This is a genomic window from Maricaulis maris MCS10 (assembly GCF_000014745.1).
In the GTDB taxonomy this organism is placed as follows: domain Bacteria; phylum Pseudomonadota; class Alphaproteobacteria; order Caulobacterales; family Maricaulaceae; genus Maricaulis; species Maricaulis maris_A.
Map to the genome: position 1 here is coordinate 1031438 of NC_008347.1, position 25156 is coordinate 1056593.

The following is a 25156-nucleotide window of genomic DNA, read 5'->3' on the forward strand; positions in this document are numbered from 1 at the left end:
TGCATGCGCGCGCTTGTTGTTGAAGACGATCCGGATCTGAACCGTCAGCTTGGCCGGGCCCTCGAGGATGCCGGCTATGCCGTCGACGCAGCCGTCGATGGCGAGGACGGGCATTTCATGGGCGACACCGAACCCTATGATGTTGTGGTGCTGGACCTTGGCCTGCCCAAGATGGACGGCGTCACCGTCCTGGAACGCTGGCGCCAGGCCGGCCGCGATTTCCCGGTGCTGATCCTGACCGCGCGCGATCGCTGGTCGGAAAAGGTGGCGGGCTTTGATGCCGGCGCCGATGATTATCTCACCAAGCCTTTCCATACCGAGGAATTGCTGGCCCGCATGCGCGCCCTGACGCGCCGCGCCGCTGGTCACACCACGGCGACGATTGAATGCGGCGGCCTGTCCATCGACACCCGCGGCGCCCGCGTCTTTATCGACGGCGCACCGGTGAAGGTGACCTCGCACGAATTCCGCATGCTGTCCTATCTGGCCCATCATCAGGACCGGGTGATTTCGCGCACCGAGCTGGTCGAGCACATCTACGACCAGGATTTCGATCGCGACAGCAATACGATCGAGGTCTTTGTCGGACGTCTGCGCAAGAAGATCGGCACCGACCGGATCGAGACCGTGCGCGGACTGGGCTATCGACTGGTTGATCCGGTGGCACGCCCGGTTTCGTGAAGCGCCGGGCCTCCCTCGCTTTCAGACTGTTTGCCGGCGCCGCTGCCTGGGCGCTGGCCCTTCTGCTTCTGGGCGCCATCGCCCTGACCACGCTCTATCAGCGCTCGGTCCTGCGCACGATGGACGACCGGTTGAGCAGCGTCGTCGAGGCCCTCGTCGCGGCCGCCGAGACGGATCCAGGCGGTGGCATTGTCCTTGCCCGTCGGCCCTCTGACCCCGCCTATGACCGCGTGTTCTCCGGCCGCTACTGGCAGATTTTCGACGCTCCCGTCATGGAAGGCGGCGGACACCAGGCGCTGGTCGTGTCCCGGTCGCTGTGGGACGAGACCCTGACACCGCCCGACGCCCTGATGGCCTCCTTGCTGGCCAGCCCGGGACAGGTGATGTCGTTCGACACCAAGGGGCCAAGCGGTGAGCCCTTGCGCCTCACCGGACAGGCCGTGCAGTTGCCGGCGCGTGCGGACATGGTCATCATGATGGCGGCCGAGGATCGAGAAATCGCGGACCGCGATGTCCGAAATTTCGCCATCACGTCGGGCATCATGTTCCTGGGCTTTGCCACTGCCATTGCTGCGGGTGTCTTCTTCCAGGTCCGGATCGGTCTGGCGCCGGTCCTGCGCATGCGGACCAGCGTCGCGGAAGTCCGCGAGGGCAATCAGGAGCGCGTTGATGGCGAGTTTCCGGTCGAGCTCCAGCCGCTGGCCGACGAGCTCAATGCCATGCTCGATCACTCGCGCGAGCTGGTCGAGCGATCACGCACCCATGTCGGCAACCTCGCCCACGCGCTGAAAACACCGATTGCCGTTCTGACCAATGAGGCGCGGACCTCGCAAGGGGCGCTGGCCGACATGGTCGAACGGCAGACCGGCGTGATGACTGAACAGGTCGAACATCATCTGCGCCGCGCCCGGGCCGCGGCCCACGCCAAGGCCGTCGGTGCGCGTACGCCGGTTGCGTCGACTGTGAGCGACCTCGCGCGGACGCTGGAAAAGATCAATGCCGCACGTGGTATCCGGATTACCGTCGAGGCCGAGGAGGGTCTCAATTTCAAGGGTGAGCGCCAGGACCTTGAAGAGATGATCGGCAATCTGATGGACAATGCCTGCAAGTGGTCGGGCGGTGAGGTCCATGTGGTGGCCCGCCGGACGGCGGCCCGGGAACTGGCCGTGATAATCGAGGATGACGGTCCGGGCCTCGACCCGCAGCAGTGCGAAGCCGCCCTGCAGCGCGGGGTCCGGCTGGACGAGCAGGCACCGGGCTCGGGTCTTGGTCTGGCAATTGTTTCGGATCTGGCCAAGGCCTATGGTGGAGAACTCAGCTTGTCGAGATCAGAACTCGGCGGACTGGCGGCCCGTATTGGATTGCCGGCGACTGGTCGCTAAGTGGTCATTAACCGAAGTGGTTGAAGACTAGGATTAGCAAAAGACTGTGTATTCTGGATCATGGCCAATCTCTCGCCTTCTCAGCGAGCCAAACTCGAAGCGCTGTGGCGCAGCATGCCCGAGAAAATGCGGGCGGCATTAAGAGCCACAACCAAGGCGGCCGCCGCGAGTGATCCGGCGTCGGCGGCGCTCGACACCATTTTTTCCGAGCTTGAGGAAGCCATGCGGCCGCCCGCGGGCGACATGGCGAAGGCCTATGTCCTGGCCCCCCTGCGTCCCCTGGTTGGCGATTCGGCGCTGATCCCGCCGTCGCGTTTTCGTTTCTCGGCCGAGGACCTGTCGAAGATCTGGGGTTGGATGGGGCGCCATCTGGCCAAGGACATGGTCGAGACTGCCAAGAAGTGCAAACGGCCGGAGCGGGATCCGATCTGGTTCGATTTTCGCCGTCAGGCCGGTGCGGCGCTGGCAGATGCGGTTCACAAGGCCGATCGCGTGCCCAAGGACATGACCGCGTTGCTCAAACGGTTCGGCGGCGAAGGCCGGGCGATGCTGAGCGATGCGATCATCCTGCTGAACAATTGCGAGCAAATCGCCAGCGCCATGGGCCAATTGCCGGACAAGATCGAGGATTTCGACGACGAGCTGTCGCTGCTGGTCAAGCAGTTGCATGAGGAGATGGTGGAATCGAATGCCGAGGCCGCCTTGTGGGTCCTGCTCCTGACCATGGGTCGACTGGAAAGTCCCTGGCAGATTTTCCGCGTGGTCAAGCGGATCGGTCGCCGGGATGATGACCTGGTCGTGCAGAAGACGGAGCTGGCCGCGGTCGGCGACGCCGTGCTCGGCGATACCGGCTATTTCGCAGCCCGTCTGAAACAGCCGCCGCAAACGCTCGAAGAGGCCAAGGCCTGTTATCTGGTGTTTGACCGTTTCGTCGCGTTTTCAACCGGCATGGCGGCCGAATTCGGTATCCGCAAGGATGGACGCTGGGGCCGCGCCCTGTTCGGATTGCGGGCCGAGGCCTCGACGAATGTCGAGAAGATCCTCGCCAAGGTCCCCCTGGCGCTCGATGCCGGTCTGCCCGAACCGCGCCGCGGGCGCAGCGGGAGGGTCATACCGGCCCAGATCCCGCCCGCCGCCGCCGTCGACAAGGCCGATGGCCTGCTCTACTTCCTCGGAAAATGCCGGGTACATGCGACGGCCGCTGCGATCGCCTCGACCCAGAAACGCATCGCCGATGCGGCCGAAAAGCGCATGCAGGAGGCCGGCGAGATGCTGGTCGATCTGGTTGCCTCCAGTGAAGGCCAGAACCGCACCACCGCTCAGGACGGGCTGGATATCACCATCCGCCTGATGGAAAGTGCGGGGCATGACGAGGCCGCGTCGCTGCTGCGACGGCGCGGTGTTGCCGCGACCGCGGCATAGCGTCCCGACTGCATCCCTCCGCCTTGCACTGCCGCTCTGTGCAACGTAGTTCGTTGTCATGGTCCAGCCTCCCAAATCCCCCATTGCCCTTGAGGATCGCGCGAGCGAGCAGGGTCGCCTGTATTCGCCCAGCGCGGCGCGCAATCGCGATGCCATTGCCGAGGTTCTGGCCCGGGTCCTGCCGACCGGTGCCTCGGTGCTGGAAATCGGCTCGGGAACCGGTGAGCATGCGGTGGCGGCCTGTCAGGCCCGCCCGGATCTGAGTTGGCAGCCCAGCGACCCCGATGCGGCCTCGCGCGACAGCCAGGCCGCCTGGGCCGGTGAGGTCGGTGGCGCGATCCTGGCACCGCTCGAAATCGATCTCCTGCGCCCGCAGACGCTTGTCGCGATTGACGGTTTCGACGCGCTGGTCTGCATGAATGTCATCCATATCGCTCCATGGGCGGTGGCCGAGGCTCTCGCCTCGCTGGCGCAGGACCGGCTGCGGCCGGGCGGCCATCTCGTGCTGTACGGCCCCTATCTGCTCGGCGACGAGACCGCGCCGTCAAACCTGGCCTTTGACGCGTCGCTGAAATCACGCAATCCGGAATGGGGTGTGCGCCCGCTGGACGCGGTCACGACGCTGCTGGCTTCGCACGGCCTCGTCCTGGTCGAACGGGTCGACATGCCGGCCAATAATCTCATGCTCATCTTTCAACGCCGGGAGCCGGAATGATGCGGCATCGCAATCGACGTCTCGCTACCATTGCCGCCTCGGCGATCGTTCTGGTGGTTGCGGTCGGGCTCGGTCTCATGGCGCTGCGCAGTGCCGTGGTCTTCTTCTATTCGCCCAGCGAGATCGCGGCGGAACATCCAGGCATCGAAGCCCGGATCCGCGTCGGCGGACTGGTGCTGGAAGAATCGGTGGGCGAGGCGGCCAGCGGCGCGACCCGTTTCGTGATCACCGACCGGGTCGAGAATGTGCAGGTGGAATATGCCGGCCTGCTGCCCGACCTGTTCCGTGAAGGGCAGGGGGTTGTGGTCGAGGGGCGTTTCGCTGCTGACGGCGTGTTGCAGGCCCGCACGGTGTTGGCCAAGCATGATGAGACCTATATGCCGCCGGAAGTCGCTGAGGCCCTGCGTGAGGCCGGCGTCTGGCAGGGTGAGGGCGAGACGCCGTCGGCAGCTGGCGATGGCGATAGTCGCTGAGGCCTGTCCTCGCGCTCAAGCGCTTGTGTCTTGCATGCCATCGTGGACGCCTTACCTCCAAGCTGGCTGAAGGAGACAGGCAATGGCACAGACCCGACGTGTTGATTTTGAAGGCGCCCTTGGCGAGACGCTCGCCGCCCGGCTTGAAATGCCGCATGGCCGGCCGCGGGCGTATGCGCTGTTCGCGCATTGCTTTTCCTGTTCCAAGGACATTCTCGCAGCAAGCCGGATCGCCCGGCGGCTGACGGCTGCGGGTTTCGCTGTGCTGCGCTTCGACTTCACCGGGCTGGGACAGTCGGATGGCGATTTCGCCAATACCAATTTCTCCTCCAACATCGCCGACCTGATCGCCGCTGCCGGCTATCTGGAAGCCGAGCACGCGGCGCCGTCCCTCTTGATCGGGCATTCACTGGGCGGGGCGGCGGTGATCGCGGCGGCGGGTCAGCTGCCATCGGTTCGTGCGGTGGCGACGATCGGTGCGCCGGCCGACGCCGCGCATGTGACGCAGCAGTTTGCCGCCGATGTCGACGCCATTGAACGCGAGGGCGTGGCCCGGGTGGAACTGGCCGGTCGGACCTTCACGCTCAAGAAGCAGTTTCTCGACGATATTGGCGGGCACAGGGTGGAAGACGCCGCGGCGGCCTTGCACCGCCCCCTGCTGCTGTTGCATGCCCCCACCGATGCCATTGTCGCTATCGACAATGCGTCCCGGCTGTTTCGCGCCGCCAGACACCCCAAGAGCTTTGTCAGCCTTGATGATGCCGATCATCTGCTGGGAAACCGGCCGGATGCCGAATACGCCGCCGACATGATTGCCGCCTGGGCCGAGCGCTATCTGCCCGAGACCCGGCCCGAGCCGCCGGAATCCGCAGGCGAGGGGGTGGTCGTCGTCCGGGAAACCGGTGCCGGCCCCTATGAGAACCATGTGGTTGCCGGCGAGCATGTGATGCTGGCCGATGAGCCGGCTTCGGTCGGTGGCCTGGATGCCGGTCCGTCGCCCTATGGCTATCTCAGCGCAGCGCTGGGCAGCTGTACCTCGATGACCCTGCGCATGTATGCCGACCGCAAGGGCCTGCCGCTGGACCGGGTCACGGTCAGTACCGGTCATCACAAGGGCCATGCCGATGACTGCGCCGACTGCGTCGACGGCCAGGAACGCCATGTCGACATCTTCGAGCGGGAGATCACGCTGGAGGGTGAGCTTGATGCGGCCCAGACGGCCCGCCTCCTCGAGATCGCCGACAAATGCCCGGTGCATCGGACCCTGCACAGCCCGGTTGTCGTGCGGACCCGTTTGAAAGATGACGGGTAAGTTACCATCTGTAATGTTATTGTAATGTTTGAGTCACGCGGGGGTTAGTCCCGCCGCGTGAAATTGTGCTCCTAATCGCAATGGAAAGGTCGTCGACACTCATGATTTCGGTTGATCGCATACGCCGCCTCGGCGGAGTTTCGCTTCTGGTCCTGTCCGCGCTGGCAGCAGGAAGTCTCCTGGATCGCTCGATGGGCGAGGCCTACGCCGTCCAGTCGTCCGAGGCGCCGCCCCTGGCGGCTGCCGTCCCGGCCGGCGCACCGCTGTCCTTTGCCGACCTGATCGAAACCGTCAGCCCGTCCGTGGTCACGGTTCAGGTCAGCGGACTGGTCGAGAGCTCGCCCTTTGGCGGCGGCAATGGACCCGACCTCGACAATCTCCCCCCGCAAATGCGCGAATGGATGGAGCGCCAGTTCGGCGGCCAGCGCCAGGCGCCGCAGCCGCAACCGCGCCAGTCGCTGGGATCCGGCTTCTTCATCTCGGCTGACGGATATCTGGTGACCAATCACCATGTGGTGGCCAATGCCGACGAGATCACCATCGGAACGGCCGAGGGCGAGGAGTTTCCTGCCCGCGTCATTGGTACCGATCCGCAGACCGACCTGGCGCTGCTCAAGGTCGATGGCGAGACTGATTTCCCGTTTGTGCGGCTGGAAGAGAACCCGAACTACCGGGTTGGCGACTGGGTCGTCGCGGTCGGCAATCCCTTCGGTCTCGGCGGTACGGCAACAGCCGGTATCATCTCGGCCATCGGTCGTCCGATCGGCAATTCCACCTATAATGACTTCATCCAGACCGACGCCTCGATCAATCGCGGCAATTCCGGCGGCCCGACCTTTGACCTCAACGGCAATGTGATCGGCGTGAACTCGCAAATCTTCTCGCCGTCTGGCGGCAATGTCGGCATCGGCTTTGCCATTCCCTCCGACGTCGCGGCCCGCATCGTCGGCGATCTGCGCGATGATGGCCGGGTGGCGCGCGGCTGGCTGGGTGTCTCGATCCAGAATGTCACCGAGGACATTGCCGAAGCGCTGGGCCTTGAGGGCACGACCGGCGCCATCATCAGCTCGATCGTCGAGGGCGGCCCCGCCGACCGCGCCGGTTTCGAGCGCGAGGATGTGGTGCTGGAAATCGATGGCGAGGCCGTTGACGGTTCGCGCGACCTGACCCGCCGCGTCGGCAATATCCAGGCCGGCGGCGATGTCCGCTTCCTGGTGCTGCGTGACGGCCGCGAGCGGACCATCCGTGCCACGCTGGGTGATCGCCCGGGCGAGGAACAACTGGCCAGCATGAGCAGTGTTGATGCGGCTCCGGCACGGACTTCCGTGTTCGGCATGTCGATGGCGCCGCTCGCTGAGGAGGACCGTGAGGTCCGCGGCCTTGGCGCTGAAGTCAGCGGCGTGGTGGTCGACGAGATCGAGCCGGGCAGCGAGGCCGCCCGCAAGGGTGTCCAGGTCGGCGACATCATCCTGGAAGCGGGTGGCAATTCTGTTGCCGACGCCGAGGCCCTCCGTGCCATCGCCGATGAAGCCCGTGAAGACGGTCGCAGCGCCATCCTGCTGCTGGTCGAGGGACGTGGCGGTCAGCGCTATGTCGCCCTGCAACTCGGCTCTGCCGACTAGAGAAAAGGAGATCGGGGTGCGCATTCTGATCGTTGAAGACGACCGCGAAGCAGCCAGCTATATCCGCAAGGGCCTTCGCGAAAGCGGCCATGTGGCCGACCATGCCGGTGACGGCGAAGAGGGCCTGGAAATGGCCCGCGCCGCGGAATACGACGTGCTCGTTGTTGACCGCATGATGCCGCGCATGGACGGGCTTTCGATGGTCGAGGCGCTGCGCGCCGACGATGATCGCACCCCGGTCCTCATCCTCTCTGCCCTCGGCGAGGTCGATGACCGTGTCGAAGGGCTGAAGGCGGGCGGCGATGACTATCTGGTCAAGCCCTACGCCTTTGCCGAATTGCTGGCCCGCGTCGAGGCCCTGGCCCGTCGCCGTGATCCGGATACCGTCCGGACCAAGCTGGTGGTCGGTGATCTGGAAATGGACCTGCTGGCCCGCACGGTGATCCGTGAGGGCGAGGACATCCTGCTCCAGCCCCGCGAATTCCGCTTGCTGGAATTCCTGATGAAGCATTCCGGCCAGGTGGTGACCCGCACCATGTTGCTGGAAAAAGTCTGGGACTATCATTTCGACCCCCAGACCAATGTCATTGATGTGCACATTTCGCGTCTGCGCTCGAAGATCGACAAACCCTTCCCGCGCTCGTTGCTGCACACGGTGCGCGGAGCCGGTTACCGTCTGCAGGCCTGATCCGGCATGACGGCGCGCGGTGCCGCCTTTCTTCGGACAACGGCCTTCCGGCAGACGCTTCTGTCGGCGGCCCTGTTCGCCCTGTCGAGTTTTGTCACGCTGGGCTTTGTCTATGCGGCCTCGGCCGGCATGGTGCTGCGCCGTGCCGATAGTGCGATCAACGAGGAAGTCGTCGCCCTGGATGCCAGCTTCCAGGCTGGCGGGATACGCACGGTCAATCGCTATATCCTTGAACGAACCGTCGGCGGCGGTGCCGACTATCTCTACCTGCTCGTCCACCCCACCGGGCGCAGCCTGTCGGGTAATCTGACCTATCTGCCCGAGGTCCAGCCCGATGATGAAGGCCGGGTCCAGTTCACCTATCGACGGCCTGCCGCCGGTGACAGTGATGGTGAGGACGGCAAGGATGATCGCACCGCTCGGGGCCGTATCATCGAGCTGCCGTCCGGTTACCGGCTCTATGTCGGTCTCGATGTCGACGAGGAAACGCGACTGATATCGCGGATGCTCAACACCATCCTGGCCGCCTCGGCGCTGGCACTGGCGCTGGGTGTGGCGACCGGGATCTTCGTCAGCCGGCGTTTCGTGCGCCGCCTCGACCGCATCAATACGGTCGCCCGGCGGGTCAAGGCCGGGGACCTGCAACCCCGGGCGCCGCGAAACTTCACCGGCGACGAGCTGGACGAGCTGTCCGAGAATTTCAACAACATGCTCGACCGGGTCGAGGCGTTGATGCACCGCATGCGCCACACGGGCGACAGCATCGCCCATGACCTGCGCACTCCGCTGACCCGCATGCGCAACCGGCTCGACGAGGCGCTGCGCGAGGATGGAGACGCCGACACGCGCGAGCAGGCGCTTGAACGTGCCGTTGCCGATACCGACGAGCTGCTGGGCATCTTCAACGCCATCCTGTCGCTGTCGCGTCTGGAGGCGGGTGAGAGCCGTGCCTCGATCCAGCGCCTCGACCCGGCCGATATCGCCGCCGACCTGGCCGAGCTCTACGAGCCTGTCTGCGAGGATGAAGGGCTGGCCTTCAACAGCGAGATCCAGAGCGGCCTGTCGATGCTGGGCGATCGGGGCCTGCTGTCGCAGGCCCTCGCCAATATTCTCGACAATGCGGTCAAATACACCCCGACCGGCGAGGCGGTGACCCTGCGCCTGCGCGAGACGGGTGGCGGTCGGATCGAGTTCTCGGTCACCGATACCGGGCCGGGCATTCCGGCTGCCGACCGTGATCGTGTCACCCAGCGCTTTGTGCGGCTGGACAATTCCCGCACCCAGCCGGGTTCCGGGCTTGGACTGTCCCTGGTCCAGGCCATTGTCGACGTGCACAATGGCGAGTTCGAACTGGCGGAAGGGCCCGGCGTCGTGTCCGACGGCCATGGTCCCGGCCTGCGCGCCTCACTCAGCTTTCCCAAGGCGCCCGCTGAGGGGTGAGCCAGCGCCGGCCTACCGCAAAATTAGACCTTCACCTGTCGGGCGGATCGGGTCAGTTTGCTTGCCATGACTGACTTGGCCGCTCATCCGGACTGTGTATTGCCAGCGGGGCTTGCGCCGCTGCCTGGCCGGACGCCGGGCGCCGCGGCTCACATGATTGCGGCGCTGCCCGACACGGTCGGCCAGGCGATCGGCCCGGCCCGGGATTTTCTCGATACGGTTTTCGCGGCTGCCCCCTATCTGGCCCGGCTGGCGCAGCGACGGGCGGACACACTCGAGGCCTGCCTCGTGCGGACGCCTGACGCCCTGATTTCATCGGTCATCGCCGATCTGCACCGGGCCGGGGCCGAGGCGGGCGACCCGTCCGCACTCGATATCGCGCTGCGTCATGCCAAGAGTGATGCCCACCTGGTCACGGCCCTGGCCGACCTGACCGGTGTCTGGGACGTTCGCGAGGTGACCGGTGCGATGACGCGGGTGGCGGATGCGGCGCTGCAGGCCGCGCTGCACGCCCATGTCCGCTTCCTGGCCGAACAGGGCCGGGCCCATCCGGTGACCAATCCCGACAATCCGATTCCGGGCGTGGTCATTCTGGCGCTGGGCAAGATGGGCACGGGCGATCTCAATTACTCCTCCGATATCGACCTTGTGGCCGTCTACGATCCGGACAGCCTGTCGCTGCCCGACAGCGAGGAACCGCGCAAACGACTGCCGCGCCTGATCCAGGCGGTGGTAAAATCGCTGCAGGACGTAACGGCCGAGGGTTATGTCTTCCGGGTCGATCTGCGCCTGCGGCCCGATCCGGGCGCGACGCCGGTCATCATCTCCACCGAGGCGGCGCTGAATTATTATGAGAGCCTGGGTCAGACCTGGGAACGCGCGGCCTGGATCAAGGCCCGCGCCAGTGCCGGCGACCGTGACGCCGCGGCCCGCTTCCTCGCCCACATGCAACCGTTTATCTGGCGACGCTCGCTGGATTATGCCGCCATTGACGACATTCGCGGGCTCGCCCGCCAGATCCAGACGGTCGGGCGCCGGGCCGAGATCCGACCCGCCGGACATGACCTGAAACTCGGGCGGGGCGGCATTCGCGAGATCGAGTTCTATGCCCAGATCCCGCAACTGGTCTTCGGGGGCCGGGACGAGCGGGTGCGCGAACCCTCGACGCTGGCGGCTCTGGGCGCGCTGGCCGTGACCGGTGCGGTCGAGCCGGACGTTGTTGATGCCCTGGCGCGGGATTATCGAGACCTTCGCAGCTGGGAACACCGGATCCAGATGCGCCAGGACGAACCCAGTCAGACCGTGCCGCTGGAGGATGAGGACCGGGCCGATCTGGCGGCTCTGTCGGGTTTTGCCGATGTCGCGGCCTTCGAAACGGCCGTCGAAGCCTGCCTGCAAAGGGTGCACGGTCATTTTTCCGACCAGTTCGAGGGCGATGAGGCGCTGTCCTCATCGGCAGGGTCGCTGATCCTGACCGGGGTCGAGCCGACCCCGGACACCATCACGACCTTGCAGACCCTGGGCTTCTCGCAGCCGGGCTCGGTCTGGGCGACACTGAATGGCTGGGCCGGTGGCCGGGTGAGGGCGGTGCGATCCAGCCGCGCGCGGACCCTGTTTGCCCGCATCGCACCGCAATTGGTCGACCGCATGTCGGCGACTGGTGAGCCGGATGCTGCGATGACCCGGTTTGCTGCTTTCTTCGAGAACCTGCCGATGGGCGTGCAACCTCTCTCACTATTGTCCAACGAGCCGGGCCTGGCCGCAGACCTGATCGGCATTCTTACCCTGGCGCCGCGCCTTGCATCAGATCTGGCGCGTCGTCCGGCCTTGCTGGATGCGATGCTGGATGACCGCTTTTCCGTACCATTGGGGCAGGACCCGGCCGACAGTTTCAAGCGGGTGCTCGACGAGGCGCTGGAGCGGGCCGGAGGGTATGAGGACCGTCTCAATTCGGCGCGGCGACGGGTCCGTGAGGAGCGCTTCCGCATCGGTGCCCAGATCCTCAACGGGATGGCCACTGCGCAAACCGCCGGCGCTGCTTTCTCGGCGATGGCCGATGCGACGCTGGCAGCAATGGCCCGTGCGGCGCAGGACGAGACCGAACGCCGTTTCGGCCCCATGCCGGGCGAGGGCGTCATCCTGGGCATGGGCAAGCTGGGTGGCCGCGAACTGGCGGCCGACAGCGATCTGGACATCATGATCATCTATCAGGGTGACGAGACCGCCTCGGGCTGGTTCGGCCGTTTCGCCACCCGCCTGATCAGCGCGCTGTCGGCTCCGACTGAAGAGGGCGAGCTCTATACGGTCGACATGCAATTGCGGCCGTCCGGCAAGGCCGGGCCGGTCGCGGTCTCGCTGTCGCGCTTCGACAGTTATTATCCGCACGAGGCCTGGACCTGGGAGATGATGGCGCTGACCCGAGCCCGCATCATTGCCGGCGACGGGCCGCTGGCCGACGCCGTCACGGCTTCGTTTGAACGGGCACTGTGCCGGCCACGCGATGGCAAGGGTGTGCGGGAAGATGCGCGAGCGATGCGCCAGCGGCTGGCCGAGGCCAAGCCACCCTCATCCATCTGGGACCTGAAGGCCCGCCCCGGCGGTTTGCAGGACATCGAATTCATCGCCCAGACACTCCAGCTCATCCATGCCGACCGGGAGGATGTGGTGCGGGCCTCGACCCGCGAGGCCCTTCAGGCCCTGGGAGAGGCGGGCGTGCTGCCCGCGGGCGAGGTCAAGCTGCTGACCGAGACCCTGCAGCTTCAGCTTGGCGTCCTGCAGATGATCCGTTGCGCCCACGGGTCCGGTTTTGATCCCGCCCAGGCCAGCAGCGGCTTTGCCACGCGACTGGCCGAGCTGGCCGGATGTGCGAAAATCGAGGCGCTGGAAGCGGCTCTGGACCGGCGCATGCGGGCCGTCCGCAAGGTGTTCGAGCGCCGGATCGGAAAAATGTGACATCCGGGCGACGGATTGCGGCGTCAGCCCCGTTCTATTCACAGCGAGGCTATGAACGACAAGGACGACGTCATGAAACCCTTCAAACTGATTGTACTGATGAGCACTTCCTGCCTGATGCTGGCCGGGGCAGCCGCCCAGGCCCAGGGACACGGCGGCCCGCATCGCGGGGACCACGGTGAGCGTGGCGGCAATCCCGCGATGCGCTCCGCCATGATGCTGCGGGCGGCTGACGCCAATGGCGATAATTCGATCACCCGGGCCGAAGTCGATGCCCTGCAGGGCGAAATGTTCGCCTGGATGGACCGCAATGGCGACGGCTATCTCGACGAGGCGGACCAGTCTCCGATCCGCCAGCGCCTGCGGGCCGCTCGCGAGGCCGAAGCCGAAGACGGTGATGATCGCGAGCGTCGCGGACGTCGCGGCATGCGCGGTCGTGGCGGTCGAGGTGGCGAAGGACCGGGCCGGCAGTTCGATGCCGATGAGGATGGCCGGATCTCCCGGGCTGAATTCCTCGACGGCGAAAACCGCCTGTTCGGGATGCTCGACACCGATGAGGATGGCGTGATCACGCCGGACGAGCTGGACGCCGCATCGGAAAGGCGTCAGGAACGCCGTGAGAACCGTCGCCGGTGGTGGCGGAACTAGCAGCAACGCGGATGTTTGACGGACACGGCATGAAGACAGATGAACCGGCCAATGCCGGACCCATCTCCGGCCGTGTCCGCGAACGCCCGCCGGTCGAAGCGTCGGCGATGGCCGACATCCGGGCGGCGGAAGACAGGTTGATGGCGCGCATCGGCGCGGGTGATCGCGATGCGGCACGCGAGCTGATGGCGGCCAACATGTCCCGGATCATCGGTCTCGCCCGGCGTACGCTGGGTGATCCGATGGAAGCCGAGGATATCGCCCAGGAGACCTTCCTGCGCGTCTGGAAAGCGGCTGGCCGTTGGCAGTCTGGTCAGGCGCGGGTGTCCAGCTGGGTATGCCGGATTGCCCTCAATCTCTGCTATGACCGCCTGCGCAAGCGGCGTGAGGTCCTGACCGACACCCTGCCGGAACGGGCCGATGATACGCCCGGGCAGGACGCGCAGATGGAACAGGCGGAAAGCGGCAATCGTATTGCCACGGCGGTGCGGCAATTGCCGGACCGCCAACGCCAGGCGCTCGAACTGGTGCACTTCCAGGAGTTGAGCAATATTGAAGCGGCGGAGATCATGTCGGTAAGTGTGGATGCGCTTGAATCCCTGCTGGCACGCGGTCGGCGCAAGCTCAAAACGGTGTTGTTGGGCGACGCCCCCGATCTGATCGCCAGCTATGCACGGGGCGGTGACGCCCGTTACGGTGACGAATGATGACTGAGGAACGATTTTTCCGGATTCTCGAAGCCTATGGAGCCGACCCGGCCCATTGGCCGGCGGATGAACGCGAGGCGGCGCAAGGCTTTGCGCTGGCGCGTCCCGAACTGGTTGCCGTCGCGACCAGTGACGAGATGGTGCTCGATGAGTTGCTGGATCGAATGATTGAGCCGGTTGCCGACACGGCCCTGCTCGAGCGCCGGGTGCTGGCTCGCCTGCCGCGCCCAGCCATGCCGGACTGGATGGCGCCGTCGGCGGTCGCCGCCGCGCTGGTGCTGGGTGTCTGCCTGGGTTTTGCCAGCGGCGCTGTGACGGTGCCACAGGATGATATGGACACGATCTATGCCGACGCCTTTACCGGCTATGAGCAGGACTGGGTCGACTGGTTGGGAGACGACGCATGAGACCCGCCTTGCCCTGGATCATAGCCCTGGTCGGCTCGGTCCTGATCAATGGTGCCCTGGCCGGCTATGTGGTGCATCGGACCGCCGACGGACCACGCTGGCAGATGCCGTCTCCGGAGGCCCGCGAAGTCGGCCGCCGCGCCGGCCCGGGCTCGCGTCAGGGTTTTGACCTGCGCAGCTTTGTTGATGCCTTGCCCGACGAGGCCCGCGCCGAGGCTCGCGCCCGGCTGCGGAACGCTTTCCTGGACATGCGTGGACCTGGCCGTGACGCCATGGACGTTCGCCGTGAACTCGACGCGCTTTTGGTCGCTGAAGAGTTTGACGCGGAGGCGGTTGCCGATGCGATGGCGCGGATGCACGCCAGCCAGCGGGCGATCGAGATGCAGATTGAGACCATTGTCCTGGACGTGGTCGCCGGGCTGGATGCCGAGACCCGTGCCGCCGCGCTTCAGGCGGGGCGTGAGCGGATCGGACGCCGCGGGCCACCGCGTGATCGTCGTCGCGAGGGGCCGCCGCCACCGCGGCAATAGTGTGAACCTATTCGCCGGCGGCGAACCGGGGCGGCGTCTCGCTATCCACGAATTCATCATCGACATCGAAACCGTCATCCGTCGGCAGGCTGGCTGACAGGCCAAGTGGTGCGTGTGTGTCGATGCCGTCGTCCTCGATCGTGTCGACATCGTCATGGCCGGTATCGCCGGTTACCGATTTGATCGCGTCGCGCGGAATGGGCTGGTCCTGGCTGATCGGCAGGACGACCGACACGGTGGTGCCTTCGCCGAGAACCGAGTCGATCGACAATGTGCCGCCATGAAGTTCGATCAGTGACTTGGACAGGGCCAGGCCCAGGCCGGAGCCCTGGAAGCTCTTGGAGTGCTGGCTCTCGATCTGTTCGAACGGGCGGCCGAGGCGTGGCAGGTCGTCCTTGGCGATGCCGATACCGGTATCGGAGACCTGGAAGGCCACGCCCAGGCCAGACAGGAAACCGCGCACCGTGACCCGGCCGCCTTCGGGCGTGAACTTCACCGCGTTGGACACCAGATTGATCATGACCTGCTTGAAGGCCCGAGGATCGACCTCGATCTCCGGCAGATCCGACACGTCGGCGCGCAATTTCAACTGTTTTTCCTCGGCCCGGCCACGGACAATGCGGATGCTCTGCTCGACCAGCTCGCTGGCATCGGTCGGTTCAGGCTGAAGCTGCATCTTGCCGGCTTCGATCTTCGACATGTCGAGAATGTCGTTGATCAGTTCCAGCAGGTGACGGCCCGAGGACAGGATGTCCTTCATGTAGCCGACATAGCGATCATCACCGAGCGGCCCGAACATTTCCTGCATCATGATTTCGGAGAAACCATTGATGGCGTTCAGTGGTGTGCGCAGCTCATGGCTCATATTGGCGAGGAATTCGGACTTGGAGCGGTTGGCTTCCTCGGCCCGTATCTTCTCTTCTTCGTACTTCTTGGCCAGATCGGCGATACGGGCCTGGGAGCGTTTGACGTCGTCGACGGTCTTGCGAAGTTGGCTCTCATTCTCGGTGAGGGCGGCCTCGTGATGCTTCAGATCGGTGATATCGGCGCCGACCGAGACCAGGCCGCCATCGGCGGTCGGACGGTCGGAATAGTGCAGCCAGCGGCCGTTCGACAGCTCGATCTCATAGGCGGCCTTGCCCTCGCTTCCGCCGTGAACGGTCTTGATGGCGCGGGCGGCGGCCTGCTCGACGGCGTCATAGCTCATGCCCGGCTTGAGCATGCCGTCGGTGAAGTCGAACAGGTCACGGAACTTGCGGTTCCACAGCACCAGGCGCTGGCGGCTGTCCCACAACACGAAGCTCTCGGACATGGATTCCAGCGCCGCGCGCAGCCGGTTTTCGGCCGCGGCCACCCGGGCCTGGGCGCCCTTGCGTTCGGTGACATCAATGGCGACGCCGATGATCCGGGTATGATTGGCTTCACCGCCGGGCAGGATGCGTCCGCGCATCTGCAGCCAGACCGGGGACCGCGCGGCCAGCACTTCATGATCGACCTCGGCGCCGGCGGGAGCCCCGCGCATGGCTGCGCGCAGGCGTTCCCGGTCAGGCTTGGAGAAGAGCTGCAGGAATTGCTGACCGGTACATTCCGTCGCTGCGTCGAGGCCGAGAATACGGGCCAGGCTGTCGGTGACGAAAACCGTGTCGGCCTCGGGATTCCAGTCCCAGACACCGCAGCGCGCGCCCTCGATGGCGACGCGGAAGCGTTGCTCATTGTCTTCAAGCTGCTGCCGGGTCGAGCGCAGGCGGCCCATCTGCATGAAGACCAGGGCGCACAGGCCCAGTGCCACAAAAATCGGGGCGATGAACATCAGCCCGTAAAATGAAATGGTGCGGTACCATGCGTCTTGGTTGATGCGCATTGCGCCGAGGGCGTAAACACGCAATTCGGTGCCCGTGATCGGGGCGACGGCGAAGGTCACGCGTTCCTCACCGAAGCGGGCGTCGGAGGTGGCACCGCCGCCGCCGGCGGCCAGTGAGTCGATAAAGCCGGGCTGCAGGCCGAAACGCTCGGCCAGCTGGGTGCCGGGGCGGGCGCTGGGCATGCGCGGGCGGATTGCCAGCATGCCGCCTTGCGCATCGGCCAAGGCGACCACACGGTCATCTCCCCAGTCAGGCAAGGCTGATTCCGTACTCAGTCGTGCCACGAATGCCCCCACTGTTCCGTCGCTCAGCGGCGTGGGAACAGCGAGAATGAGATGAGCGACGCCGCCCGTGACCTGGGCGGTCAGACCGGACGGCGCGTCGAGCGCGGCACCGGTGATGTCGCGCAGCCCGTCTGCCGGTGTGCCAACGGCGATGACCTGGCCGCCGGGCAGAAGCAGGGCGACATCGGTCACCAGTTCGGACTCGTTGATGGCGGCAAGCCGGGCTCGGGTCAGCCCCTCGACCGATTGCGGCGACGCATCGCGCAAATCTGCTGCGGCGAAGGCGAGAGCGTAGCGGGCTTCGGCGATGCGCGCGGTCACACGCTCGGCCAGATACCCCGCCGCATTGGCCTGGGACCGTTCGGCCTCGGTGATCAGAATCTCGCGCTCCTGCTGGATCTTGACCAGAAGGATGCCGCCATAGGCGAGGGTGAATAGAACCATCGCCAGGATGATCCAGGACACGCCGCTGCCACGTTTCTTGGCAGGCTTGTCGGTGGGCGGGTTGCGGTCACGACCTTTCGATCCCCGGGACGGGGATTGCGGCGTCCTGTCCTTGGCCGCCGGGGCCTTGGACGGACGATGATCGAACCGCATCTGATTCATGGTCTCAAACTAAGGTGCGTTGTGGGCCGGTGTCGACCTGTCAACGCGGGCTATCGATAGGCTCGCCCCGGTCAACCGGCGCTGGCGTCGGAGCCGTCGCCGCCGGCTTCGGTGTCGGCACCGACTTTCTGGCTCGCCTTGCGTCGTTCCGGCCCCTTGTAGGCGGCCCCGTCGGCACCGGCGCGGCGGCGGTCGGGACCGAAATAGGACTTGTTGCGGATAAAGGGGCGGGGTTCGTTGATCACCGAGGCAATCTTGGAAAACATTTCCTTTGCCGTCACCGGCTTGCAGCAAAACTCCGTCACGCCGGCATCGCGTGCCGACATCACCTTGGATTTTTCCGAATAGGCGGACAGCATGATGATCGGGACCAGCGGATTGGGGCTGTCATCGGCGGTCCGCACCAAGCGGACAAAGTCCAGCCCGTCCAGGATTTCCATCTGATAGTCGGTGATGATGATGTCGACCGCATCCGAACGGACCATGTCGAAGGCGTCGGCCGGGTCTTTCGACTCGAATATCTGCTTGATGCCAAAGCCGTGCAAAATGGTGCGCAGGATCGTCAGCATGTAGCCGTTATCATCAACGATCAAAACTCGCACACGGCTGAAGTCAACGGCCATGGTCTGCCTACCTTGTTGGGTTACGCCGCCCGGGACGCCTGCTTCTTGCGGTCTTTCAACGAGTTTAGCGGCGCAGGCTTACCGAAATAGTAACCCTGTCCGAAGGTCGCTCCCATAGCCTTGAGGGCTTTGGCCTGAGCCTCGGTTTCGATCATCTCGGCCACCGTCTTCGCGCCAAGGCTGCGGCAGACATTGATCATGCCCTTCAGCAAGGTCGCGTCGCGCTTGGACGTCTCGAAACGCTTGATGTAGGAGCCGTCAATCTTGACGACATCGGCGGGGAAGTCGCGCAGGTAATGGAAGCCCGCAGCGCCGGCGCCGAAATCGTCGAGGCAGACCTCGTGGCCGCGCTCCCGGATTTTCTGGATGATCGCGTTGGCGGCCTTGATATTGGTGATGGTCGCGGTCTCGGTCAGCTCGAAGCTGAGCCGTTTGCGGTCGATCTTGAGGTCGGCGAGCAAGGCCAGGAAGCGCTTGCCCCAGGCCATGTTGGTCAGTGATTTCCCAGACAGGTTCACGGCCAGGGCCGGGCGATCGAAATCATCACGCAGGAAGGCAGCAGCGATTTCGGTCATCGCATAGTCGATTTCGTAGATGAGCCCCGTGCTTTCTGCGAAGCCGACACTGTCCTGGACCGGTTTGCCGTCGGGTAACCGAAGCAGAAGCTCGTAGTGGTGGGTCTCGCCGGTTTCCAGATTGACCACCGGTTGCGCATGCGGCTCGATGACCCGGCCGGCGATGGTGGTCCGCAGCTCGGTCAGTCGACGCTCATTCTCATGCATCATGGTTTCGGCCACCTTCTGAAGGCTGGCCACATCCAGGACGCGATCGCTCTGCGCCGCTTCATTCATCGCGTAGACGAAGGCCTGCACGGCCACGCCAGGCTCGAGGTTCGGCGCGTCGCAAACCGAATCGATACTGACCTCGACGCTATCCAGCCCCGAGTCAGTGAGCGAGGCCTCGACTTCAGCGCGCAGCTTGTTGAGGTCGACTGTTCGGTCGTGGATCAAGGCAGTGCGTTCCTCGTCGACCTGACGCGCGACGCCTTCATCGCCGACGGCCAGCGCGCAGGACGCCGCGATTGACTGGTAGATTGCCGCCGCGCGCGCTTCGCCGACGAGACGGTCCAGCGCGTCGCCCGCATCGACGCGCAACACTGACATCGCCATATCCACGCCGGCCGAGCGTGCTTTTTCGATCGCCTGTTCGGCGCTGCGCTCAAAGGCCTGGGGGTCCAGTTCGTCCGGGGCGTCGAAGGCTTCGTAGGACAGGCTCCAGCGGATCCGGTCATCATCGCCCAGCATCCAGCCACTCAGGCGGCACTGGCGGCCGCTAATGGCGATGCGGACCGGGCCCAGCCGACGGCCGGGTTTGAGGCGATGCATGATGGCCTGGAAAATCGGCCGGGAGGTGCGGTCGAACCGTTTCGCAAGGTCTTCACCGGAGCCTGACAGTTGCGGTTCACCAAGCGTGGCGATGGCGCCGGCGGCGTAGGTCACGCAGCCCTTGCTGTCTGTCTCGACGAGTATATCCGCCGAAGCGAAAGCGAAGGACAAAAAGCGGTTTCGTTGCTCGACCAGGGACATGAGCATTCCAATCGTGTGCACAGGACGAGGAGTTTCGCCCGGCAATCGTTAGAACGCCCTTAAAATTCGCGAAGTGTCAGGCCGCGCGTGACTGCGGGGTGTTCCCGGTCTTGGCGGGTTTGGTGTTGATGTCCCTGAGTACGCGTTCGGCGCTGCGCGACAGTTCGGCCAGTGCCGGAGGCAAATCACCGTCTTCGCCGGCCATGGCCGCCAATTGCTCGGCGATCTCGAGCAGGCGCGGGCTGTTGGCCAGCAGGCGCCCCTGGGCCTCGATCCGGTGCGGGTCGCGATCATACTCGGCCGCCGGCACACGCCAGCCACCCCAGTCCATCGCTTCGGTGACAACGACCGGGAATGTACCGGGGAAGGGATGCCCGGCGCACTCCTCGATCGTCTGCCACTTGTTCTTGGCGCGCAGCACGCGCCAGTGTCCGGCCTCGACATTATCGGCCTGTTCTGCGGCCAGCTCATCGGCGGTGAAGTCGCGTCCCAGCCCGCAATCATAGGCAATGCGGATCGGCTCCTCGACATCCTTCACCCAATGGGGCTTGACCTGCTCGACCAGGGCCCAGGTCCCGACCGGGCCGACAAAGACCCGCTGGTGCTTGTGAAAGACTGCCTTCGCCATATGAGAACTCCCTCGCCGCCCTTACACAAACACAGTCCCGTTTAAACCGGGTGAACGGAACCGGTTGGATTTGAGCATTTGCGATCAAGCCGCGTTGCCCGGCAGGCCTGCACAGGCTATGTGGCGCCTCATGACGTCACATCCTGCCTTTTCCCGCCGCCTGTCGGTGGCGCCGATGATGGACTGGACGGACCGGCATTGCCGGGCCTTTCACCGTGTCCTGACGCGACGGGCGCTTCTCTATACCGAGATGGCGGTCGACAAGGCGATCATCCATGGCGACACGGCGAGACTGATCGGGTTCGACGCGGCCGAGCACCCCGTCGCCATCCAGCTGGGCGGTTCCGATCCGGGTGAGCTGGCCCAGGCCTCGAAAACGGCCGAAGGGTTTGGCTATTGCGAGATCAATCTCAATGTCGGCTGTCCGTCCGACCGGGTCCAGTCGGGCCGTTTCGGTGCCTGTCTGATGCAGGAGCCCGACCTGGTCGCCGATTGTGTTGCGGCCATGCAGGACGCGGTGTCGGTGCCGGTCACGGTGAAGTGCCGGATCGGTGTTGATGACCAGGAACCGGAGCAGGCGCTGTTCACCCTGGTCGACACGGTCGCGGCGCGCGGCGTGACCAGCTTCGCCGTGCATGCCCGCAAGGCCTGGCTGAAAGGGTTGAGCCCGAAGGAAAACCGCTCGGTGCCGCCGCTTGACTATGCGCTTGTGCACCGGCTCAAGGCTGAACGGCCAGAGCTGGAGATCATCCTCAATGGCGGCCTGCAAGATCTCGATCATGCGATCAGTGAGAGTACCGGCCTCGACGGCGCCATGATTGGTCGTGCCGCCTATCACACGCCGTGGATCCTGGCCCGGGTCGACAGCGCGGTGTTTGGCGAGACCGACCCGGTCGCCACGCGCTCTCAGGCACTGGCCGCCTTCCGGCCCTATATCGCGGCCTGTCTCGACGAGGGCGGCCGCCTGCACGACATCACCCGCCACATGATGGGCTTGTATGCGGGCGAACCGGGGGCTCGCCAATGGCGTCGCATCCTGTCGGAAAAGGCCACCCGCGCCGGTGCCGGGCTGGATGTATTGGACGAAGCACAAGCGGCGGTGTCGCCGCGGGACGAGGCGGCCTGAATGACCGATATCTGGATCCTGGTTGTGGCGATGGCGGCGACGGGCGCCTTCGCCGGACTGATCGCCGGCCTGTTCGGCATTGGCGGCGGCATCGTGATGGTGCCGGCCATGTATTTCGCCTTCCAGTTTCTTGGCTATGACGACCCGCGCATCATGCAGGTCGCGGTCGGCACATCGCTGGCGGTGATCATCGCCACCTCGGCCCGCTCCGTCGCCGCCCACGCCAAGCGCGACGCGGTCGATTTCGCGGTGCTGCGCGGTTGGGCGCCATGGATCGTCATCGGCACGCTGGTCGGCTCGCGCATCGCCCATCTCCTGCCCGGCAATTTCCTGACCGGCTTGTTTGGCGTGACCGCCATGATCCTGTCGGCGCAATTTTTCTTCGGCCGGCCTGACTGGCGGTTGGCCGATGACCTGCCCGGCGGTCCGCTGCGCTGGGGGCTGGGCGGTCTGATCGGTATCCTGTCGGCCCTGATGGGAATTGGTGGCGGTGTGTTCGGCGTCACCTTGATGACCCTGTGCGGCAAGCCGATCCACAAGGCGGTCGCCACCGCTGCCGGTTTCGGCGTCGCCATCGGCCTGCCCGGTGCGATCGGCTTTGTGCTCAATGGCTGGGACCAGGATGCGGTGCCGTACTCGCTGGGCTATGTGAACCTGCCCGGCTTTGCGCTTCTGGCCGGCAGTGCCTTTTTCGTCGCTCCGCTCGGGGCGAAGCTGGCGCATTCCCTGCCCGAAAAGACGCTGAAGCGCTGCTTCGCCGTCGGCCTGGTGATTGTCGGCGTGATGCTGGTCCGCGAAGCCTGGCTGGCGGCCAGCTAGTTCGAGCGCAGGATCAGCTGGTCACGGCGGATCTCGACCGACTCGAAGCGCTCCAGAACGGTCATGCCCAGCAGCGACTGCTCGCCGCCGCTCATCACATGCGCCGGCACGGAGTCGAAGCTGCGACCGGGCAGGGTGAGGGAGCGTATCTCCACCGGTGCGGCCATCGACCGACCGGCCGCAGTGGAGGTCGGGATTGTGTAGTCCAGCCGGTCCGTGCGGATGCCGATGCGGCGGGCATCGGCCAGGCTGAGCGCGACCCCGGTGGCGCCGGTATCGATCATGAAGGTCACCTCGGCACCATTGATTTCGCTGGTGATGTAGAAATGCCCGTCGAACTGTCGCTCCAGCACGATTGCGCCATCGGACAGCTGTACGCCCAGTCCGCTGCTGGCCGAACGGCCCGGCACTGCGGGGGTGGCGCCCCAGACCTGCTCATACTGCCAGTCGGCATAGTCCCGGTTGAGGATGTTGACGGCGACCGCGGCAATGCCGATCGACAGCCAGGCGATCAGGTTGCGGTGGCGCCGCCCGTCCGGTGACAGGGCCGACCCGGCGAGTGCCAGGCCAAGCAGGATCAGGACGAAGCCGATAAAGACCGTCTTCACCAGAGGCGCGATTTCGGCCCAGAGCGGCCAGCTGACCAGGCGCAGTCCCAGCAGGGCCATGGCCAGGGCGAGGGCGGGGATGGCGAGGCGCGTGATGATGCGGCCCAGCATGGTTTCTTGCATGACTATCGCTTCCCCTGACGCGCAGCCCGCGCCGCCTGATACGCTTTTTCCCGCTCCGGCAGGGCTGCCATCACCGCCTCGCGCTCTTCATCGCTGAAGCGTGTCCAGCGCCCCAGTTCCTCCATCGTGCGAAAACAGCCGACGCATAATCGGGCTTGCGGATCAACGAAGCAGACCTGCACGCAGGGTGTCCGGACCGGTGGTTTGACGGGCGACGCATTCATGCGCCGCAGCATTTCGCGGGCCGCGCGTTGTGGCAAGAGGTTGCAGCGGCCCGGTCCGGCGGAATAAGGTCCCGCTTTGACCGGCGGGGACTTCCATGGACGATCTTTTGCTGCAGGGCCGCAGTTTTGCGGGCCTGTTTCTTCTGGCAGGCATTGCCTGGCTGCTCGGGCCGCGCAAAAAACTGCCGATCGTCCTGCTTGTCGGCGCCATCGCGCTGCAGCTCGTCATCGCCACTCTGCTCTACACCGTCGCGCCGTTCCGCGCCTTCCTGCAATCGTTGACCGGCGTCGTCGCCGTGCTGCAGGAGGTGACCAATGAGGGGGCGCAATTCGTCTTCGGTTATCTCGCCGGCGGTGCCATCCCCTTCGAGATCGACCCGGAGGCCGGTGGCGGCACCTTCCTGTTTGCTTTCCAGGCGCTGCCGATGGTCATCGTATTGTCGGCCCTGTCCGCCCTGTTATGGCGCTGGCGGGTGCTGGAAGTGCTGGTCCGCGGCTTTGCCTTTGCCTTCCAGCGCCTGCTCAACCTGTCCGGCTCGGCCAGCCTGGGTGCCGCAGCCAATATCTTTCTCGGCATGACCGAAAGTCCGGTCCTGATCCGGCCACGCCTGCCCGATATGAGCCGCTCCGACCTCTTCCTGATCATGACGGTCGGTTTTTCCACCGTGGCCGGCTCGGTGATGGCGCTCTACGTGTCCCAGCTTTCCGGCATCATTGACGGTGCCGCCGGCCATATCTTCACCGCCTCGCTGATCTCGGTGCCCGCCGCCGTCCTCCTGTCGCGCCTGATGATGCCGGGTGACGCGCCGACGCCGGAGGCCGAGGCCAAGGAAAAAGTGCCGACCCAGATCTATCACTCCTCCATGGACGCGCTGACCACCGGCGTGTCGGACGGGATGCGGCTTTATTTCAACATCATCTTCATGCTGCTGGTCTTCACCGCTCTGGTCGCCCTGCTCAACGTCATGCTGGGCCTGGCCCCCGACATGTTCGGCGCCCCGCTCTCGGTCGACCGCATCCTGGGCTGGCTGTTCGCCCCGATCGTCTGGCTGGCCGGCGTGCCCTGGTCGGAAGCGACCCAGGCCGGCTCCCTGATGGGCCTGAAGACGGCGCTCAACGAAGTCTATGCCTATGACCGCCTGGCCCAGATCGGCAACGAGCTGTCGCCGCGCACCAGCCTGATCATGACTTACGCGCTTTGCGGCTTCGCCAACTTTTCCAGCGTCGGCATCCTGACCGGCGGCCTGGTCGCGATTGCACCTTCGAGGCGCGAGGACATCCTCCAGCTGGCCCCGAAAGCACTGATCTCCGGCACGCTGGCGACGCTGATGACAGGCGCCGCGATTGGCGTGCTGCCGCAGGGATTGTTCGGGTAGTCGGATACCGATTTGTCATCCCTGTCGAATGTCCGGCGAAGGCCGGACGCAGGACAGGGACCTATGTGCCTGCGATCAGCTAGGTCCCTGACTTTCGCCCGGCCTTCGCCGGGCGTCCATCAGGGATGACAATCGAAGCCCATACCGAACTCAGACTCATTTCTCCCGGCCGCAGCCCCGCAAAAGCGGGGCGGAGAGCCGGGACCAACCGGACCGTCCGGCAAGCGATGAGTCTCCCGTCGGTCCCGGATGGCGCTGTGCGCCTCCGGGAAAAATGATGAAGAGGGTGAGGGTAAAATCCCGGTGCCCGCA

23 protein-coding genes are annotated in these 25156 nt (G+C 65.2%); 17 read left to right on the plus strand and 6 right to left on the minus strand.

Translation table 11 applies throughout. The annotated features are described in order from the left end of the window. Window positions 1-3: 3 nt before the first annotated feature. The 14 genes from MMAR10_RS04855 to MMAR10_RS04920 all read left to right on the plus strand — a co-directional run bounded on the left by MMAR10_RS04855 (window position 4) and on the right by MMAR10_RS04920 (window position 14979). On the plus strand, window positions 4-681 hold the full coding sequence (locus MMAR10_RS04855; RefSeq protein WP_011642876.1) for a response regulator transcription factor: 678 nt from the start codon (window positions 4-6) through the stop codon (window positions 679-681). Beyond that, complete coding sequence (locus MMAR10_RS04860) at window positions 678-2063, plus strand: sensor histidine kinase (protein WP_011642877.1); 1386 nt, start codon at window positions 678-680, stop codon at window positions 2061-2063. Before MMAR10_RS04855 ends, MMAR10_RS04860 begins: the two co-directional genes overlap by 4 nt. 114 nt (window positions 2064-2177) lie before the next feature. Then, window positions 2178-3485: a hypothetical protein gene (locus MMAR10_RS04865; RefSeq protein ID WP_150099711.1), complete on the plus strand. Its 1308-nt coding sequence runs from the start codon at window positions 2178-2180 to the stop codon at window positions 3483-3485. 58 nt (window positions 3486-3543) lie between these two features. Further along, the gene (locus MMAR10_RS04870; RefSeq protein WP_011642879.1) at window positions 3544-4200 is read left to right on the plus strand and encodes a DUF938 domain-containing protein; all 657 of its coding nucleotides are present in this window, start codon (window positions 3544-3546) and stop codon (window positions 4198-4200) included. Next, the gene (ccmE, locus tag MMAR10_RS04875) at window positions 4197-4673 is read left to right on the plus strand and encodes a cytochrome c maturation protein CcmE (RefSeq protein ID WP_011642880.1); all 477 of its coding nucleotides are present in this window, start codon (window positions 4197-4199) and stop codon (window positions 4671-4673) included. Before MMAR10_RS04870 ends, ccmE begins: the two co-directional genes overlap by 4 nt. A gap of 82 nt (window positions 4674-4755) precedes the next feature. Next, window positions 4756-5985, plus strand: coding sequence for a bifunctional alpha/beta hydrolase/OsmC family protein (locus tag MMAR10_RS04880; RefSeq protein WP_011642881.1), 1230 nt, complete (start codon window positions 4756-4758; stop codon window positions 5983-5985). Between the two features lie 101 nt (window positions 5986-6086). After that, the gene (locus tag MMAR10_RS04885; protein WP_011642882.1) at window positions 6087-7607 is read left to right on the plus strand and encodes a Do family serine endopeptidase; all 1521 of its coding nucleotides are present in this window, start codon (window positions 6087-6089) and stop codon (window positions 7605-7607) included. Window positions 7608-7623: 16 nt separating this feature from the next. Then, window positions 7624-8295: a response regulator transcription factor gene (locus MMAR10_RS04890; protein ID WP_011642883.1), complete on the plus strand. Its 672-nt coding sequence runs from the start codon at window positions 7624-7626 to the stop codon at window positions 8293-8295. A gap of 6 nt (window positions 8296-8301) precedes the next feature. Next, the gene (locus MMAR10_RS04895) at window positions 8302-9735 is read left to right on the plus strand and encodes a sensor histidine kinase (RefSeq protein ID WP_011642884.1); all 1434 of its coding nucleotides are present in this window, start codon (window positions 8302-8304) and stop codon (window positions 9733-9735) included. A 66-nt stretch (window positions 9736-9801) separates the two neighbouring features. Beyond that, complete coding sequence (locus MMAR10_RS04900; protein ID WP_083759512.1) at window positions 9802-12687, plus strand: bifunctional [glutamine synthetase] adenylyltransferase/[glutamine synthetase]-adenylyl-L-tyrosine phosphorylase; 2886 nt, start codon at window positions 9802-9804, stop codon at window positions 12685-12687. A 72-nt stretch (window positions 12688-12759) separates the two neighbouring features. Next, complete coding sequence (locus tag MMAR10_RS04905; protein WP_190273957.1) at window positions 12760-13335, plus strand: hypothetical protein; 576 nt, start codon at window positions 12760-12762, stop codon at window positions 13333-13335. Between the two features lie 29 nt (window positions 13336-13364). After that, window positions 13365-14042 (plus strand): RNA polymerase sigma factor, encoded by a 678-nt coding sequence (locus MMAR10_RS04910; protein ID WP_233353870.1) that lies wholly within the window; start codon window positions 13365-13367, stop codon window positions 14040-14042. Continuing rightward, a complete protein-coding gene (locus tag MMAR10_RS16050; protein WP_011642888.1) occupies window positions 14042-14449 on the plus strand; it encodes a hypothetical protein in 408 nt (135 codons plus the stop codon). The genes MMAR10_RS04910 and MMAR10_RS16050 overlap by 1 nt, the downstream gene beginning before the upstream one ends. Next, window positions 14446-14979 (plus strand): periplasmic heavy metal sensor, encoded by a 534-nt coding sequence (locus MMAR10_RS04920; protein WP_011642889.1) that lies wholly within the window; start codon window positions 14446-14448, stop codon window positions 14977-14979. Before MMAR10_RS16050 ends, MMAR10_RS04920 begins: the two co-directional genes overlap by 4 nt. Before the next feature lie 7 nt (window positions 14980-14986). On the opposite strand, the gene MMAR10_RS04925 is transcribed toward MMAR10_RS04920, so the two are convergent. From MMAR10_RS04925 to MMAR10_RS04940, 4 genes are all read right to left on the minus strand, one after another. Then, on the minus strand, window positions 14987-17731 hold the full coding sequence (locus MMAR10_RS04925) for a PAS domain-containing sensor histidine kinase (protein ID WP_150099713.1): 2745 nt from the start codon (window positions 17729-17731) through the stop codon (window positions 14987-14989). Between the two features lie 71 nt (window positions 17732-17802). Continuing rightward, a complete protein-coding gene (locus tag MMAR10_RS04930) occupies window positions 17803-18354 on the minus strand; it encodes a response regulator (protein WP_011642891.1) in 552 nt (183 codons plus the stop codon). A 20-nt stretch (window positions 18355-18374) separates the two neighbouring features. After that, complete coding sequence (locus tag MMAR10_RS04935; protein ID WP_041636803.1) at window positions 18375-19946, minus strand: EAL domain-containing protein; 1572 nt, start codon at window positions 19944-19946, stop codon at window positions 18375-18377. A 70-nt stretch (window positions 19947-20016) separates the two neighbouring features. After that, entirely contained in the window at window positions 20017-20568 is a 552-nt protein-coding gene (locus tag MMAR10_RS04940) for a hypothetical protein (RefSeq protein ID WP_011642893.1), read from the minus strand. 130 nt (window positions 20569-20698) lie between these two features. Here MMAR10_RS04940 and dusA point away from each other — a divergent pair, with 130 nt between their 5' ends. Together dusA and MMAR10_RS04950 are read left to right on the plus strand one after the other, a co-directional pair. Next, on the plus strand, window positions 20699-21694 hold the full coding sequence (dusA, locus tag MMAR10_RS04945; protein WP_041637307.1) for a tRNA dihydrouridine(20/20a) synthase DusA: 996 nt from the start codon (window positions 20699-20701) through the stop codon (window positions 21692-21694). Further along, on the plus strand, window positions 21695-22513 hold the full coding sequence (locus MMAR10_RS04950; protein ID WP_011642895.1) for a sulfite exporter TauE/SafE family protein: 819 nt from the start codon (window positions 21695-21697) through the stop codon (window positions 22511-22513). Here the strand turns inward: MMAR10_RS04950 and MMAR10_RS16055 are convergent. Together MMAR10_RS16055 and MMAR10_RS04960 are read right to left on the minus strand one after the other, a co-directional pair. Next, complete coding sequence (locus tag MMAR10_RS16055; protein WP_011642896.1) at window positions 22510-23244, minus strand: retropepsin-like aspartic protease family protein; 735 nt, start codon at window positions 23242-23244, stop codon at window positions 22510-22512. The two genes, MMAR10_RS04950 and MMAR10_RS16055, sit on opposite strands and share 4 nt — an antisense overlap. A gap of 2 nt (window positions 23245-23246) precedes the next feature. Next, the gene (locus MMAR10_RS04960) at window positions 23247-23480 is read right to left on the minus strand and encodes a DUF1289 domain-containing protein (protein WP_291767662.1); all 234 of its coding nucleotides are present in this window, start codon (window positions 23478-23480) and stop codon (window positions 23247-23249) included. Window positions 23481-23563: 83 nt separating this feature from the next. Here MMAR10_RS04960 and MMAR10_RS04965 point away from each other — a divergent pair, with 83 nt between their 5' ends. Next, the gene (locus MMAR10_RS04965; protein ID WP_011642898.1) at window positions 23564-24844 is read left to right on the plus strand and encodes a NupC/NupG family nucleoside CNT transporter; all 1281 of its coding nucleotides are present in this window, start codon (window positions 23564-23566) and stop codon (window positions 24842-24844) included. The last annotated feature ends 312 nt before the right edge of the window (window positions 24845-25156 follow it).